The 15,825-nt window shown below is 76.6% G+C and carries 12 protein-coding genes and 1 pseudogene; 6 read left to right on the top strand and 7 right to left on the bottom strand.

Annotated elements, in window-relative coordinates; translation table 11 throughout:
• Positions 1 to 25 precede the first annotated feature (25 nt).
• Positions 26 to 703: a zinc ABC transporter substrate-binding protein gene (locus AB0C99_RS29520; protein ID WP_362481383.1), complete on the top strand. Its 678-nt coding sequence runs from the start codon at positions 26 to 28 to the stop codon at positions 701 to 703.
• 320 nt (positions 704 to 1,023) lie between these two features.
• Here the strand turns inward: AB0C99_RS29520 and AB0C99_RS29515 are convergent.
• Positions 1,024 to 2,685, bottom strand: a pseudogene (locus tag AB0C99_RS29515) (fatty acid--CoA ligase family protein); the annotation flags it as partial.
• A complete protein-coding gene (locus AB0C99_RS29510; RefSeq protein WP_362481381.1) occupies positions 2,682 to 4,706 on the bottom strand; it encodes a CoA transferase in 2,025 nt (674 codons plus the stop codon). The gene AB0C99_RS29510 and the pseudogene AB0C99_RS29515, both read right to left, overlap by 4 nt.
• A 242-nt stretch (positions 4,707 to 4,948) precedes the next feature.
• Here AB0C99_RS29510 and AB0C99_RS29505 point away from each other — a divergent pair, with 242 nt between their 5' ends.
• Together AB0C99_RS29505 and AB0C99_RS29500 are read left to right on the top strand one after the other, a co-directional pair.
• On the top strand, positions 4,949 to 6,193 hold the full coding sequence (locus AB0C99_RS29505) for an acyl-CoA dehydrogenase family protein (RefSeq protein WP_362481379.1): 1,245 nt from the start codon (positions 4,949 to 4,951) through the stop codon (positions 6,191 to 6,193).
• A 57-nt stretch (positions 6,194 to 6,250) separates the two neighbouring features.
• Positions 6,251 to 6,784 (top strand): hypothetical protein, encoded by a 534-nt coding sequence (locus tag AB0C99_RS29500; RefSeq protein WP_362481377.1) that lies wholly within the window; start codon positions 6,251 to 6,253, stop codon positions 6,782 to 6,784.
• 278 nt (positions 6,785 to 7,062) lie between these two features.
• Here AB0C99_RS29500 and AB0C99_RS29495 read toward each other — a convergent pair whose 3' ends face one another.
• From AB0C99_RS29495 to AB0C99_RS29485, 3 genes are all read right to left on the bottom strand, one after another.
• Complete coding sequence (locus AB0C99_RS29495) at positions 7,063 to 7,689, bottom strand: GNAT family protein (protein ID WP_362481374.1); 627 nt, start codon at positions 7,687 to 7,689, stop codon at positions 7,063 to 7,065.
• Between the two features lie 79 nt (positions 7,690 to 7,768).
• Positions 7,769 to 8,884, bottom strand: a complete 1,116-nt coding sequence (locus AB0C99_RS29490) for a sugar ABC transporter permease (RefSeq protein ID WP_362481372.1) — start codon at positions 8,882 to 8,884, stop codon at positions 7,769 to 7,771.
• Positions 8,881 to 10,062, bottom strand: a complete 1,182-nt coding sequence (locus AB0C99_RS29485) for an MFS transporter (protein ID WP_362481369.1) — start codon at positions 10,060 to 10,062, stop codon at positions 8,881 to 8,883. Before AB0C99_RS29485 ends, AB0C99_RS29490 begins: the two co-directional genes overlap by 4 nt.
• Before the next feature lie 186 nt (positions 10,063 to 10,248).
• Here AB0C99_RS29485 and AB0C99_RS29480 point away from each other — a divergent pair, with 186 nt between their 5' ends.
• Together AB0C99_RS29480 and AB0C99_RS29475 are read left to right on the top strand one after the other, a co-directional pair.
• Positions 10,249 to 11,046 carry a hypothetical protein gene (locus tag AB0C99_RS29480; RefSeq protein ID WP_362481367.1) on the top strand — a complete coding sequence of 266 codons (798 nt, stop codon included), beginning with the start codon at positions 10,249 to 10,251 and terminating at the stop codon, positions 11,044 to 11,046.
• 114 nt (positions 11,047 to 11,160) lie between these two features.
• Positions 11,161 to 11,811, top strand: a complete 651-nt coding sequence (locus AB0C99_RS29475) for a sigma-70 family RNA polymerase sigma factor (protein ID WP_362481364.1) — start codon at positions 11,161 to 11,163, stop codon at positions 11,809 to 11,811.
• A 126-nt stretch (positions 11,812 to 11,937) separates the two neighbouring features.
• Here the strand turns inward: AB0C99_RS29475 and AB0C99_RS29470 are convergent, their stop codons facing one another.
• Positions 11,938 to 12,861, bottom strand: a complete 924-nt coding sequence (locus AB0C99_RS29470; protein WP_362481361.1) for a DUF3592 domain-containing protein — start codon at positions 12,859 to 12,861, stop codon at positions 11,938 to 11,940.
• 26 nt (positions 12,862 to 12,887) lie between these two features.
• Positions 12,888 to 14,027 carry a hypothetical protein gene (locus tag AB0C99_RS29465; RefSeq protein ID WP_362481359.1) on the bottom strand — a complete coding sequence of 380 codons (1,140 nt, stop codon included), beginning with the start codon at positions 14,025 to 14,027 and terminating at the stop codon, positions 12,888 to 12,890.
• A 287-nt stretch (positions 14,028 to 14,314) separates the two neighbouring features.
• Between AB0C99_RS29465 and AB0C99_RS29460 the strand changes: the two genes are divergently transcribed.
• On the top strand, positions 14,315 to 15,760 hold the full coding sequence (locus AB0C99_RS29460) for a glyceraldehyde-3-phosphate dehydrogenase (protein WP_362481485.1): 1,446 nt from the start codon (positions 14,315 to 14,317) through the stop codon (positions 15,758 to 15,760).
• Positions 15,761 to 15,825: the final 65 nt, after the last annotated feature.

The raw sequence follows: 15,825 nt of genomic DNA, 5'->3' as shown, positions 1-15,825 counted from the left end.
GGCGGGCGGGAAGCCGGGCAGGCCGGTGGTGGTGGCGACGACCACGTGGGAGGGCGCCTTCGCCAAGGCCGCCGGCGCCGAGGACGTCACGGTGATCGTGCCGCAGTCGGTCCACCACGCCCCCGACTACGACCCGAAGCCCTCCGACCTGGCGGCCGTCGCCGGGGCGGACTTCGTGCTGTACGCGCCCTTCGAACCGTACGCGGCGAAGATCAAGGAGGCGGCGGGCTCGAAGGCGCGGCTCGTCGAGGTGAACCTGGACAACGAACCCGCGAAGGCCGCCGCCGAAGTGGCGCGCCTGGGCGCCCTGTTCGGTACGGGACAGGCGGCGGCCGACTGGAAGACGGGCCTGGACGCGGAGGTGGCGCGGCTGCGCGGCGAACTGCGCGCGGCGTGGCCGGGCGGGCGCAGCCCCTCGGCCGTCGCGCAGGTCTACACGGCCTGGGCGGCGACCCTCGCGGGCGCGACGACCGTCGGCACGTACGGCCCCGACCCGGTCACCCCGGCCCAACTGGCGGCCCTGTCCGCGAAAAAGCCCGCGCTGGTCGTCGACAACGCCCACATGTCGACGGGCACGGTCCTGCCGGACTCGGGCGCCCGGCAAGTCCAGATCGTGAACTACCCGGGCCGGGACCTGGACCTGCTGGCGGTGTACCGGGGGGCGGCGGCGGAGCTGCGGAAGGGGATGGGCGGGTTGGGTTAGGGGGCGACGGGGGTCGGGGCGGGGGGCGGAGCCGGGACCGAGGCCGGAGCCGAGGCCAGGGCCGGAGCCGGAGCCGAGGGCTGGGCCGGGGGCTGGGCCGGAGTCGGTCCCGGAGCCGGAGCCGAGACCAGGGCCGGGACCGGAGCCGAGGGCTGGGCCGGGACCGGAGCCGAGGACGGAGCCAGGACCGGGACCGGAGCCGGGGCCGAGACCGAGGGCTGGGCCGGAGCCGAGGCCAGGGCCGGAGCCGAAGGCTGGGCCGGGGTCGGGGTCCCGGCGGCCCCGGCCGCTCCTGACCCGGCGGTCCCCGCCGCCCCCGCCCGGTCGCGCAGCGCGCGCCGGTCCGGCTTGCCGGCGGCGGTGAGCGGGAGGGTGTCGAGGAGGAGCAGGAGCTCCGGGTGCTTGTGGCGGTCGAGACCGCGTGCGGTCAGATGGGCGCCGAGCGCGGCGAGGTCCGGGGCGGCGCCCGGCCCCCTGGCGACCACGCAGGCGGCGAGCCGCTCCCCCATCAGCGGGTCGGGGACGCCGACGCAGACGACGTCCCGGACCCGGGGGTGGGCGGCGAGCTCGCGTTCCACCTCGGCGGGGCTGATGTTGGCGCCGCCCCGGATCACGATGTCCTTGAGGCGCCCGACGACGTGCAGCAGCCCCTCGGCGTCGAGGTAGCCGAGGTCTCCGGTGCGGACCCAGCCCTCGGGGGTGCGGTAGCGGGCGTCGAGTTCCGGGGCCGCGACGTAACAGAGCGGGGTCATGGGCCCGCGCGAGACGATCTCCCCGATCCGGCCGCCGGGCAGCGGGCGGTGGGTCTCCGGGTCGGCGATCCGGATGTCGGCGACCCTCGGGTCGGGCCTCCCGACGACGACGCCCACGGGAGCGGCCCCCGCCGGTCCCGCCGACCCCGACGGTTCGGCCGTACGCGCCGATCCCCCCAGTCCCGTATGGCAGTTGACGCCGTCCGCCGACCCGTACAGGTTGACGACGGGGCAGCCGAAGCCGGTCGTGGCGGCGATGGCGGTGGCGTCGTCGAGGGGGGCGCCGCCGAGGACGAGCGCGGTCGGCGCGGGCAGGGGACGCGGGTCGCCGGTGCGTTCCAGGTGTTCCAGCATCATCCGGATCATGGTGGGGACGCCGAGGACGTGGGTGGGCGCGTGGGCGCGCAGGGCCGCGAGCGCCGCCTCGGGTGTGAAGTGGTCGAGCAGGACGAGGGTGCCGCCGTGCCGGGCGAGGGTGACGGCCGTGCCGCTGGAGCCGAAGGCGGAGGCCAGGGGGACGAGGAAGAGGCAGCGGGGCGGGACCGGCTCGGGCATGAGGGAGCCGAGGAAGTTGCCGCGCCCGCCCGCCAGGGCGTTGTGGGAGTAGGCGACCATCTTGGGCGCCGCCTCGGAGCCGGAGGAGACCAGGATGCGGGCGGCGCCGTCCGGGTCGGGGCGGGCGGGGCGGAATCCGCCGGGGTCCGCGCGCAGCAGCCGGGCCAGCGGAACCGTTCCCTCGGGTACGGTGCCGGGCCCGGCGGCGATCACGTGCCGCAGCGCGGGCAACGCGGGCGAGAGGGCGAGGAGTTCGGCCGCCGGGGTACGGTCCCGGTGCGCGGCGGCAGCGATGACGGCGACGGCCTCGGCGCCCCGCAGCAGGCTCTCGGCCTCGGCCGCGCCCCGCCCCACCGGGAACGGCAGGGCGACGGCGCCGAGGGCCGCGAGCGCGAGATCGGCGACGACGGCTGCGCGCCCGTCGGGGAGCTGCACGCCGACCACGTCTCCGGGGCCGACGCCGAGCGTTCCGAGCCCCTCGGCGAGACATCGGACCTTGCGGTCGAGGGCCGTGTAACAGAGCGCGCCTTTGGCGTCGATCACGGCGGTGCGGTGCGGGTCGGCGATCCGCCGGGCCCGGAACAGGCTGTAGAGGTCGAGGTCGGGGCAGAGACCCTCGGCCGCCCAGGAACGGCGGAGCCGGGCGGGCAGCAGATCGTGCAGGACGACGGTCACGCGAAGCTCCAGGGGTCGGGAACGACGGGCGCCCCGTGCGCGTCACGGCCGATCGGGGGTGCCGGGACGGGGGTGCGCGGGGGGACGGTGACGGGGGTGGAGGCGGTGGCGGGGGCGATGGCTATGGCGGTGGCGCTGCGGGCGGGCCCCGCGGCCGGCTCCGACGCCGGAGCCGGAGCCGGAGCCGACGCCGTGGCCGTGGCCGACGCCGTGGCCGGAGCCGGAGTCGGGGCCGGGACCGGGACTGGGACTGGATGCGCCCCCGTACCCGGCCTCCACCCCACCCCCGCCCCCGCCCCCAGCAGCTCGCGGAGGTCGGTGACGACAGGCGCGGCGGTGACGCCATGGGAGCGGAGCAGGGCCAGGGCCTCCGGCGTCGGCAGGGCGCGCAGGTCGTACGCGGCGGCGGCGCGGGCGGCGGCGTCGGCGGGGGCGATGTGCCCGTCGGCGGTGGCGAGGGGCGCCCGGAAGCCGGCCGGGCCGCGCGGGGCGGCGCCCCGGGCGGCGCGGCGCAGGGCGGGCGCGAGGAGGGTGTCGGCGGCGCCGAGCAGCGAGGAGTCCACGCGGACGCCCCGGCCGGTGCGTTCGCGCAGCAGCAGCCCGGCGAGGACGGCTTCGGCGCCGTGCACCCCGCCGAGCAGGTCGAGCAGGGTGAGCAGGGACGGTACGGGCTCCTCGCCGGCCGGGTGGACGGCCTCGCCGACACCCGTGCGGGCCTGCACCATGAAGTCGGTGCCCATGGGGGCGCCGGGGATCCGGCCGGACCAGCCGCCGGTGTACGCGTAGACCAGGGCCGGGTTCGCGGCGGTCAGGTCGGCGGTGTCCAGGCCGAGTTCGGCCGCCTTGCCGGGGGCCCAGTTGTGCAGGAACACGTCCGCGTCGGCGGCGAGCGCGCGCAGGGCGTCCCGGTCGCGCGGGGACTTGATGTCGAGCTCGACGGCGTCCTTGCCCCGGTTGAGGGCGAGCCAGCGCGCGGAGACGCCCGAGCAGGCGGGGGGCATGCCGCGCAGGGGGTCGCCGCCCGGGGGCTCGATCCGGATCACCCGGGCGCCGAGCAGGCCCAGCAGGTGGGCGGCGAGCGGGGCCTGGATCCGCCGCCCGGCCTCCAGGACCGTGAGCCCGTCGAGGGGCCGCCCGAGCGGCGGAGCGGTGGCACCGGCGACGCCGGGGCCCGACCGCGTCGGCCCGGCCCCCAGCAGCCGCAGCGACCAGGGATCCGCCCCGTCGTCCTCGGCGGCCCGCTCGGCGAGCGTCCGCAGCCGGCAGACCTCGGCGCCGGAGCGGGCGGCGGCCTGCCGGACGCCCTGGATGCCGTGCGCGCGGGCGGTGGCGTGCAGGGCGGGCGGGAGGGGCGCGCAGGCGGTCGCGTACCGGAACTGGAAGGGCCGCCAGCCCTCCCGTATCGCCTCGGCGGGTGCGTCGAGCTCCCGCCAGAACGCCGCCCAGACGCCGGGGTCCAGCGTCTCCAGTTCGAAGCGGACGCCGTCGCGGGAGGTGAACGGGGGCCCTCCGGGGGCGAGTTCGACGGCCTCGGGTTCGTCGGCGCCCGCCGCCGCGAGGTACTGCGAGACGAGGAGGAGTCCGGCGCGTTCGGCGGAGGTCTCGACGCGGGCGGCGGGGGCGCCGCCGCGGGCCCGGCCGAGGAGGGCGGCGAGGAGGCCCTGGACGGCGAGGACTCCGGCGGTGGTGGCGAGGAGGTCGAGGGCGAGGCCGCGCGGGGTGCCGTGGCGGCGCCCGTGGACGCCCATGATGCCGGTGACGGCCTGCGCGGTGACCTCGTCACGGGCCGCCGATCCGGGTGCTCCCCAGCGGATACGGGCCTCGACGGGCCCGAACCTGGGCCCGTCCAGGGAGAGTTCGGCGGAATGGGCGTCATCGCCCTTCCCGGGCCGGTCCGTACGGGCACCCAGGCGCCGCAGGTGGTCGTCGGCCACGCGGGTGAGCGCGGCCGGGCCCGCGAGTTCGAAGCGGAGGCCGTCGAGGGGGCGTGGGGCGCCCGGGGTCGTCGTCGGTGAAGCCATGCGGTTCTCCTCCAGGCGCGGGTCGGGGTGCGGGGTCGGGGTCGGGGCCGGGGTGCGGTGGGGTGCGGGAACCGCCGGTCGGCCGCGCCCGACCACGTGCACGCACGCGGCCCACGGAGCCCGGGCGACCCTGACGGTCCCGGCGGCCCCCGCGGTCCCTGTGGTCCACGGGCAGACAGTCGGACGCGTGTTCTGCCGAGTTCCCGGCGGCGGACGACGGGGCGAGAGCTGAGGAGACGGCGATGGCCATGGCGATGGCGGAGCAGGACACACCCGGCGGCGAGGCGCCGGACGAGGCGCTGCGGGAGCGGGTCGCGGCCTTCGTGCGCGAGCGGGTGTTCCCGTGCGAGGGGCCGCTGGACGAGGGCGGGCCGCGGGCGGCGGAGCTGCGGGCGCGGCTGCGCGAGCGGGCGCGGGAAGAGGGGCTGTGGGCCTTGCCACTGCCCGCCGAACTGGGCGGCGGCGGGCTGTCGTTGGCGGCCTACGGGGCGCTCGCGGAGGCCGAGGGCGCCAGCGACCACGGCCCGGTGGCGCTGGGTTCGGCGCCGCTGCTGGACGTACGGATGCTGGCCCGGCACGGCTCGCCCCGGCTGCGCGAGGAGCTGCTGCCGGGGCTGGTCGGCGGCGGGCTGCGGGCCTGTTACGCGATGACGGAGCCGGACTCGCCGGGCACGGAGCCGGTGCTGACGGCCACCCGGGCCGAGCGGCGGCCGGGCGGCGGGTGGCGGGTCAGCGGGCGCAAGTGGTTCGTGTCGCACGCGCGGGACGCCGACGTGGTGACCGTACTGGCCCGGACGGGCGGTGTGCCCGGGGACCGGGAGGGGCTCTCGCTGCTCGTGGTGCCGACCGGGGCGCCGGGGTTCCGGGTGGTGCGGGAGCTGCCGGTGTTCGGGGCGACGGGACAGTACGAGATCGCGCTGGACGGGGTCGAGGTGGCGGAGGACGCGCTGGTGGGCCCGCCGGGCGGGGCGCTGGCGGTGGCGGGCGAGCGGCTGCAACTGGGGCGCGTGCTGCGCGCGTTGCGCTGGCTCGGGCAGGCGGGGCGGGCGTTCGACCTGCTGTGCGCGCGGGCGGTGGAGCGACGGGGCGTCCGGGGCCCGCTGGCGGGGCACCAGTTGGTGCAGCGGCACGTCTTCGAGGCGCTGCTGGCGCTGCGTTCGGCCCGCCCGCTCGCGTACGAGGCGATGGCGCTGGTGGCGGCGGGGCGGGACGCGCACGTGGAGGTGGGGCTCGCGAAGACGGCGGCGGCGCGGACGCTTCAGGACGTGGCGGACCGCGCCGTCCAGGTGTTCGGCGCGGCGGGGCTCGGCCCGGACACGCCGCTGCCGACGCTGCTGCGCACCGGGCGGACGGCGCGGGTGCTCGACGGGCCGGACGAGATGCACATCACCTCGGTGGCCCGCCGGGTGCTGCGGGCCGGCCTCGACGCCACCGGGGGGACGGCGGGAACTTCCGGGGGCGGCGGGGCGTTGCCGAGGGCGACTTGACTGACTGTTCACCTCTGGTGAGCGAATGTGCCGATCGAAAGAATCGAGTGTGCGGCCATGGCCATGGTGGGCCTGTTCTGGATCGCCGAGGGCGATGTGTACGTGGGCGCGAAGCCGTCCGGGCACGCCCCTGGGATACGGCTGACCCCGGAGGCGGTGGTGGGGCTCGGCGACGGGCAGTCGCGGCTGCACCTGTGGGAGGACGTGCGGTCCCTGACGGTGTCGGACGTGCCGGTGAAGACGCTGCTGCGGCAGGTCGGCGCGGTGAAGGACCTGGCGATCGGCACGGTGCTGGAGCTGGCGATGGCGGGCGGCTCGGGGCTGGGCGGCGAGGCGCCGCCGCTGCTCACGGTCGCGGTGGAGGATGCCGAGGGGGTGCGGGAGCTGCGGGCGTACGTGGCCGCGGCGCGGGGCTACTCCCCGGCGGAGGCGGACCTGTCGCGGGAGCTGCTGTCGCGCCTGACGGAGGGCGCGGCGACGCTGGAGACGACGCTGGCGGCGATGGCCCGCTGGGGTCGCGCGCGGGAGGGCGGCACACCCCGGCAGGGGGAGCGCGAGGCGCTGCTGCGGGAGTGGCTGGACGCCCCCTAGAGCGGGGTCGGCGCGGGTCAGGCGTGGGGCGCGCGGGCCCGTCGGGTGCCGGTCCGGGCCCGTTCGGACCGGCGGCCGAGACCCTGCACCGACGGCGCGAAGAAGCAGTACCGGTGGAGCGAGAACAGCAAGCACTACAAGGCGACATGGGCGGTCGCCGCGTATAAGTGACGCGGTCCCCGGGCCGGCCCGCGTGGGCCGGCCCGGGTCCCCCCGTCTTCCCGTATCCGATCCGCTCGGCGCTCGGATCCGCTCGGATCCACTCGGATCCGCTCCACTCAGGCGTCCCAGGCGTGCGGCCGGTCCAGCCGCTCCCACTCGGGGCGCAGCAGCGCGTACTGGGCGAGGTCGTGGCGGCGGGCCCGGTGCAGGCAGGCGGAGCGGGCGACGCCCTCCTGGGTGAAGCCGGACGCGGCGAGCACGGCGAGCGCGGGCGCGTTGTCGGTGTGGGTGCTCGCGGTGAGCCGGTGCATGGGGAGCTCGCCGAAGGCCAGGTCGACGAGGGCGTCGAGGGCGGCGGGGCCGTATCCCCGCCCCCGGTACGGGGCCGCGAGCAGCAGCTCGACCTCGGCGGTGCCGTCCACCTGGCTCTGGTCGGTGAGCGCGATGTGGCCGACGGGGGTGCCGTCGGGTCGCAGGACCAGGAAGTCGTCCCGCTCGTTGTCCTCCACGTGCTGCTCGATCCGCTCGCGCAGCGCGGACAACGGACGTGGCCAGAAGCCGATGTGATGGGCCGCCACGGGATCGACCCGCCAGGAGGCGAGGAGTTCGGCGTCGTCCACGTCGAGCGCCGAGAACCCGACCCCCGCGCCCCGCCAGACGACCACTCGCTCCTCCCCCGCCGCGCCGTCGCCGTCCGTTTCGTTGAGGGCCGTGTTCGCGTCCTCGTTCATGTCCACGCTCATGGCCGGATGTTAGGTCGCGTCCCGGCTCGGGAACCAACGGTTTTCGCAGCTCAGTGCCGTCGGTTCGACGGGGTGGGCGTCAGACGCGGGTGAGGTCGACGTCGCCTCGGAGGGCGGCGAGGGCCAGGGCGAGGAAGAAGTCGCCCCAGATGAGTTCGTGGCTCGGCGCCGTGTGTCCGGCCGGGTCGTAGCAGCCGTCCAGGAGCATTCCGCCGGGCCGCCCGCCCGCGGGGTGCGTGGGCCGGGTCAGCCGGGTGTCGGCGAGGTGGCGCAGGACCGTGTCGGAGCGGGTCGCGCAGGCGGCGGCCCAGGGGGCGGCGGGGACCAGGGCGAGCTTGCGCAGGGCCACGGCGGCGATGGCGGCGGCCGAGGTGTCCGGAGGGCCCGCGGGTCGCCGGGTGTCGGCGGGCGGGACGAGCGGTCCGGTGAGGAACTCGCCGCTCTCCAGGAGCTGTTCGGCGGCTTCGGCCAGGTCATTCGGGGGGCGCGTCGGCGAGCCTTCGAGGGTGCCGACCCGCAGCAGGGCGTCCGCCACGGCCAGCAGGAGCCAGGCTTCGCCCCGGGTCCAGCCGGGGCCCGGCTCGGTGTCCTCGGCCCAGCGGGCGGCCGTCGTGTCGTACCGCCACGACGGCCGGGGGCGGCCCCCGGCGCCGGGCAGGCACAGCTCCAGGTGGCGGCGCAGATGCGCGCCCGCCGCCCGTGCCCCGGTCGGCCCGGCGGAGGTGAGCAGCGGTACGAGACCGGGCACGCCGTCCGCCCTGGCCCGCAGCCGCTCCCCGCCGAGCGCCGCGCCCCAGGGCACCAGGCCCAGGCGCGGGTCCCAGGCGTCCAGGGCCGCGCGGGCGGCGCGGGCCCGCAGCGCGTCGGCGCCGGGGTCGGCGACGGCGAGGGCGGTGCCGTACCAGAGGATCAGGCCGCGGGTCGCGGTGTCGGCCCTGGCCCAGGGGGCGAGGCGGGCGGTGCACGCGGAGGCGGCGAGCAGGTCGGCGGCGCCGAGGCCGGCCCGGTGCCGGGCCCGCAGCCACAGCAGCCCGGCCCAGAAGCCGCCGGTCCAGGAGCCCCGGCCGGTCGTCGTCCAGCGCCCGTCGTCCGGGTCGGCGTACAGGGGGAAGCGGGAGCCGACCTGCGCGGCGGTCCCGCCGGCCCGGTGCACCAGCAGGGCGAGGGCCGATTCGGCCCAGTCGGGGGCGGTCACGCCGCGCCCTCGCGGGTACGGCGGTCCCGCAGCGCCCAGGTGAGGGCGACCGCCCCGGCCAGGGCGAACTCGACGGCCACCAGCGCCCAGCCCTGGCCGTAGCGGGCGCGGGCGGCGAGGAGGCCGAACAGCGGCGGCCCGAGGGCGAACCCGGCGAAGAAGCCCGCGGCGACGAGCGCCGAGTCCTGTCCGGCGCGGCCGGGCGCGGACCGCTGGAGGACGAGGACCATGGAGACCGCGTTGCCCGCGACGGCGAGCCCGCCCACGGCGACGGCGCCCGCCCACACCAGCGGCGGGGCGTGTTCGGCGAGGGCCAGCAGGACGGCGGCGGCGACCGCGCCGACGGCCAGCAGGCCGGGCAGCCAGGGCGCCCGGCCGGGGACGGCGGCGCGGGACCAGCCGACGCGGCCCGCGATGCCGGCGAGGCCGAGGACCGCGACCAGGGCGCCCGCGAGCGCCGGGCCCATGCCGAGGCGCCCGGCGCCGTACAGCGCCAGGTACGTGTTGACGGAGGCGATGCCCGCGCCGAGGAACAGCGAGTAGCCGGCCAGCCAGGCCACCGGGCGGCGGTCGGCGACGGCCGGGCCGCCGGGGACGGCGGTGGGTGCGGGAGCCGTGTGCGGCGGCACCATGTGCCAGGCCCACACGGCGGCGAGGGTCGCCGCGCCGGCCGCCGCCCAGACCGCGCCGCGCCAGCCCAGCGCCCCGGCGGCGGAGGCGAGCGGCAGCCCGGCGGCGAAGGCGCCGAGCTGTACCCCGGACTGCTTGGTGCCGGTCACGGCGCCCCGGCGCGGGGGCGGGACGGCCGCCAGGATCGCCTTGTTGGTGGCCGGGTTGGCGAGGGCCTGCGGCACGCCGCCGAGGGCGACGGCGGCGAGCAGCGCCCCGGGGCCGGGGGCGGCGCCGATCAGGGCGAGGGCGAGCGCGGAGAGCGCGAGGAGGGCGACGAGGGCGTGCCGGGGGCCGACCCGGTCGACGATCCGGCCGCCGAGCGGCGACAGGACGGCGGCGGTGCCGAAGCCGACGGTGGTGGTCAGGCCGAGCAGGGTCGCGGAGACGCCGAGCCCGTCCACCAGGCGCGGGCCGAGCGCGCCGAGCAGGAAGAGCTGCAGCATGGAGAACGCCATGGCCGTCGTGAGCAGCGCGGTCAGCCCGCGCGCCGGGCGTTCCTCGCTCAACGGCCACACCACCCCGTACCGCGTGCGCCCGGTGCCTCCGGCCGCTTCCGGGAGGAGGAGTCGGCGGGGAGCGCCGGGGAGTTCCCGGGCCCTCTTGTGGGACGGGCCACATCTCGCGTAGGCATGTTCCGCGCCCGACGAGGGGGCGGGCGGTTCGGCGGGGAGGGGTGCAAGGATGGGCACGCCATGACACCGGACCGGTTAGCGCGAGCGGTACGGGCCGCCCTGTTCGCGGCCGTCTGCGTGCTGCTCGCCGCCACCGGTCACATCCTCATGTCGGGCCGCCCGGTGGCCGCTTGGGGGCTCGGCGCGGCGTTCGTCGTGACGGGCGCGGCGGCCTGGGCGACGGCCGCCCGCGAGCGCGGTCTGGCGGCCGTGACGGGCGCGGCGGTGGCGGTCCAGACCGTGCTGCACTCGGTGTTCTCGTGGGCCCAGGCCGGTGCATCCCCCGCCTCGGGTGCGGGCATGGGCATGGGCCACGGGGGCGGCGGCGCCGGCACGTCCGGCGCGCACATGTCCTCGGCCGCCATGGGTGCGGCGTCCGTGTCGTCCGGCGACATGGTGCCGCTCGACATGGCTCCGCCGGACATGTCGCCGATGGACATGGCCCATCTCGCCATGGGGCACATGCCCGGCCTCGGGGTCGACCTCGGCGGCGGTCTCGTCGGCGGTCCCGGCCCGGGCGGTGACCTTTCCGGGCTCCCCGTCTCCTCGTCCTTCGGGATGCTGGCGGCGCACCTCCTCGCCGCGCTGCTGAGCGGGGTGTGGCTGGCGTACGGGGAGCGGGCGGCGTTCCGGTTGCTGCGGGCGCTGCCCGCCGGGCTGTTCCGGCCGCTCGGGCTGCTGCTCGCGGTGGTGCCGGTGGGTGTGGACCGGCCGCGCTTCCGGCCCGTGCGCCCGGGTGACGAGCGGGCGCCCCGGCGGCTCCATCTCGCCCATTCGCTGGTCTCCCGCGGTCCTCCGCAGGCGGTCGCTGTCGGCTGACGACAGCCGGATCCCCCGGGCCCCCGTGCCCGGGGCCCCGGCCGTGCCCTCGGGGCCGGCCGGCGCACCCCTGTGCCCTTTCTTCCGCACTCCTTGACGAGGATCCGAGGACCCATGGCGATGACACCTGCCCTCGACCGGGCGGCCGGCCCGCCCCGCCATTCCGCCGAGTCCGACGCGGCGACGACGCTGCTGGCCCTGGCGGCCCGCGACGGCGATCCGGCGAAGGCCGACCAGTTCGTGCGCGCGCTCCACCGTGACGTGTGGCGCTACGTGGCCTATCTCAGCGCGGACCGCCAGTCCGCCGACGACCTGACCCAGGAGGTGTTCCTCAGAGCGCTGGCGGCGCTCCCGCGTTTCCAGGGCCGTTCGTCGGCCCGTACCTGGCTGCTGTCGATAGCCCGGCGCACCGTCGTCGACAGCCTGCGGCACGCCGCCGCCCGGCCCCGGCTGTCCGACCGGGACGACTGGCAGACGGCGGCCGAGCACGCCCAGCCGCGCGATCTGCCGGGTTTCGAGGACGGCATCGCGCTGGCCGAGCTCCTCGCGGCGATCCCCGGGGAGCGCCGTGACGCGTTCGTGCTGACCCAGTTGCTGGGGCTGCCGTACGCGGAGGCGGCGGAGGCGATCGGCTGTCCGGTCGGCACCGTGCGCTCCCGCGTCGCCCGCGCCCGCGCGGGGCTGCTGGCGCTGCTGCGGCACGAGGAGGGGGCGGCGGGAGCGGCGGGGCCGGCGGGCCGGGCGCCCGCGCTGGTCCTCGCCTGACCGACCCGGCCCCGCCGGGTCACCCGGCCGGGTCTGACCGGCCCGGCCGGGTCTGACCGGCCCGGCCGGGTCACCGGGCCGGGTCCGGTCGCCCGGCCCCGGCCCCGTACCCGCCCCCGTACCCGCTCAGGACGCCAGGGCGATCCCGCCGATGACGAGGGCCGCCAGGCCCAGCAGGATGGCGAAGGCGGAGCAGCCGAAGTCGGTGCGGCGGGCGCGGTGTTCGCCCTGGAAGTCCGGGGTGAAGACGGCCGGGTTGTCGGGGCGGTAGTGGATGGGGAAGGTCCGGCCGAGCGCCCCGGCCGGGCCCTTCGCCCCGGAACGGGCTCTGCCCTCCTCGGACTTGAGGCGGTGGGGCTCCCTGACCCCGTCGGGCCAGTACGCGGTGATCTCCGTGCCGTCGTGGGTGGTGAAGGCGACGACCGGCCGGTGGTGGGTGACGGTGTCGCCGTCCTCGTCGACGGTGATGTCCGTGAGGACGGCGAAGATCCGGCCGGGTACGGGGGCGAGGGAGGCCAGCGCGGCGGCGCGCTCGCGGGTGACCCGCCGGTTGCCCGGCAGGTAGAGGACGGCGCAGAAGCTCCAGGGCACACCGGCCCCGATCAGCGCCCAGGGCCAGCCCCAGGCGAGGGCGGCGGCGGTGACCAGCCCCGCGTACAGGAAGAAGAGGGCGGTGTGGGGCAGGCCGAGGCCGCTGCGGCCTTCCTGGAGGTCGTTGACGAAGCGGTACGCGTGCGGCCGGCCGGGCGGGTAGCGGAGGCCGACCTCGCGGCCCCGCCAGGCGGCGCGGATGAGGTCGCCTCGGTCGCCTTCGTTGGTGACGGTGAACTCCTGTCCCGTCTCCGGGTCCTGGAAGGTGACGACGACGGATATGCCCTCGCGTCCGGAGGATCCGTGGCGCGGCGGGGTGACCCGGTCGATGCGGCCGGTGACGCGGACGGCGCGCTGGGCGGCGGTCACGCCGGCCAGGGAGCGCGCGTAGCCGACGAGGGCGACGGCGGCGCAGAGCGCGCACCACGCCGTGAGGACGAACTGCCATACCGTGCTCATGCGTTGCTCCTCGGTCCTGCCTGCGGTCAGTGGGCCGGGGTGCGGCGCTGGACGGTTCCGGCGGCGTCGGCTTCGAGTGTGGCGGCGGCGCCTTCGGCGCCGGTGACGCCGACCCGGAGGGTGAGGGCGCCGGTGAGGTTCTCCGCGGTCAGCTGCCAGGTGCGCGGGGCGCGGACGCCGAGGGTGGTGGTGGCCTCGCGGACGAGGGCGGGGATCCGGTCGTAGGGCAGGCGCGCGGGGTCGAAGCCCGGTGTCGGGGAGCCGGTGGGGGTGAAGACGGCGGTGAGCTGCCGCTCCTGGACGACGAGGGTGAGGACGCGGCGGTGGTCCTGGCCGCCGCTTCGGGCCAACGCCTCCATGGATCGGCGGAGTTCGCCCTGGTCGAGCATCGAGCTGCCGGTGCCGAGGGTGACCGTGCCGGTCGCGGCGGACACGACGGTGGAGGAGCTTCCGGAACCGCCCCCGGAGGCGCCGGTCTCGGCGGGGCCGGTGGCGGCGGGCGGCGCGGCCGGGTCGGCGGGGTCGGGGCCGAAGAGCTCCGCGCGGAAGAGGAGGACCACGGCGGCGGCGGCGAGCAGCAGCGCGAGGAGGGTCAGATAGCCGACGACGGCGCTGTCGTCGGCCGGCTCGTCGGAGGTGACGGCGGGGCCGGGGGCGGAGTCGATGCGGGCGTCCGCGGCGCGCTCCTCCCACTCCGGGGTGGGGCGGCGCACGATCCGCACCTCCCAGGGGCGGTCGGGCGGGTACTGGACGACGACGATGCCGCCCGGCCGGTAGTCGGAGAGGTCGACGAGGTTGATGTCCTGGACGAAGGCGACGCGGTAGGCGGGGGCGCCGTCGGGGGCGACGGTGACGTCGAAGCGGACGGGCACGTCGCTGTTCTCCCCGCCGGTGGCGCGCCGCTCCTCGATCAACGCAAGTGCGGTGTACGGGACTTGGGCGGCTTCGCGGGCGCGCCTCGGGGCGGCGGCGGCGACGTGCAGGAGCCCGTAGACGGTGGGCACGACGAGGCCGGCGACGAAGAGGAGGACGTGTTCCACGATGGTGCCGACGACGAGCGCGGCGAGGGAGCCGCCGATAACGGCGCCGGTGAGCATGCTGCGGACGCAGTGGAGGAAGGGGGAACGGCGCGGCGGGGCGCCCACGGCTGCCGGGCTGATCGTCATAGGGGGATTGTGGCGGGCGGGGGCGGCGACCGGTAGGCGTTTGCGCCTCTTCGCCTACGGCGGGCCTTGGACAACCTGGGGGCGGCGGCACGGGCGGCACGGGTGCAGCTCACGGGCCCGGCGGCGGTGCCACGGGTGCGGGAGTGAGGGGTGGGGCCGGGGTGACGGCTCGAAGATGACCGGTTCCGGGGGACGTGACGACCGCCTCCCCGGGGACCCCTTGTAGGCGGGTATGACGGTCGGGTTAGCATATGAGCACTGCCTAGCTCGATCGAGAGATGCTTTCTGTGACTGTCAACGAGGACTCGTTCACGAACTGGAAGAACCGCGAGGAGATCGCGGAGTCCATGATTCCGATCATCGGGAGGCTGCACCGGGAGCAGGACGTCACCGTCCTCCTGCACAGCCGCTCCCTGGTGAACAAGTCGGTGGTGAGCATTCTCAAGACCCACCGATTCGCCCGCCAGATCGACGGCGAGGAGCTCTCGGTCACCGAGACCATGCCGTTCCTGGAGGCGCTGACCACCCTCGACCTGGGCCCGTCCCAGATCGACATCGGCATGCTGGCCGCGGAGTACAAGGCCGACGACCGCGGTCTGTCCGTGGCGGACTTCACCGCCGAGGCCGTGGCCGGCGCCATCGGCGCCAACAAGATCGCGCGCGGCGACGGCCGTGACGTCGTCCTGTACGGCTTCGGCCGCATCGGGCGCCTGGTCGCCCGCCTGCTCATCGAGAAGGCCGGCTCCGGCAACGGGCTGCGGCTGCGCGCCATCGTCGTGCGCGGCGGCGGCGAGCAGGACCTGGTGAAGCGCGCCTCGCTGCTGCGCCGGGACTCGATCCACGGCCAGTTCCAGGGCACCATCACCGTCGACGAGGCGAACAGCACCATCGTCGCCAACGGCAACTCGATCCGCGTGATCTACGCCAACGACCCCTCCGAGGTCGACTACACGGCGTACGGGATCGACAACGCCATCCTGATCGACAACACCGGCAAGTGGCGCGACCGCGAGGGCCTGTCCAAGCACCTGCGCCCCGGCATCGACAAGGTCGTGCTGACGGCTCCGGGCAAGGGCGACGTCCCGAACATCGTCCACGGCGTGAACCACGACACGATCAAGCCGGACGAGCAGATCCTGTCCTGTGCGTCCTGCACCACCAACGCGATCGTCCCGCCGCTCAAGGCCATGGACGACGAGTACGGGGTGCTGCGCGGTCACGTGGAGACCGTCCACTCGTTCACGAACGACCAGAACCTGCTGGACAACTACCACAAGGCCGACCGTCGCGGCCGGTCCGCGCCGCTCAACATGGTGATCACCGAGACCGGTGCCGCCTCGGCCGTCGCCAAGGCGCTGCCGGAGCTGAAGGCCCCGATCACGGGCAGCTCGATCCGCGTCCCCGTCCCGGACGTCTCGATCGCCATCCTCAGCCTGCGCCTGGGCCGCGAGACCACCCGCGAGGAGGTCCTGGAGTACCTCCGCGACGTCTCGCTGCACTCGCCGCTGAAGCGCCAGATCGACTTCACCACAGCTCCCGACGCCGTCTCGATGGACTTCGTGGGCTCGCGCCACGCGTCGATCGTGGACGCCGGCGCGACCAAGGTCGACGGCGACAACGCGATCCTGTACCTGTGGTACGACAACGAGTTCGGCTACTCGTGCCAGGTCATCCGGGTCGTCCAGCACGTCTCCGGTGTCGAGTACCCGACCTTCCCGGCACCGGCGGTCTGATCCGGCCGGACACCACCGGACACCACGCGACGCCGAACGGCGGCGGGGCTTTCGCCCCGCCGCCG

The sequence above is a fragment of the Streptomyces sp. NPDC048659 genome, assembly GCF_040650575.1.
Lineage (GTDB): Bacteria > Actinomycetota > Actinomycetes > Streptomycetales > Streptomycetaceae > Streptomyces.
This window is presented reverse-complemented; position numbering and strand designations above follow the sequence as displayed.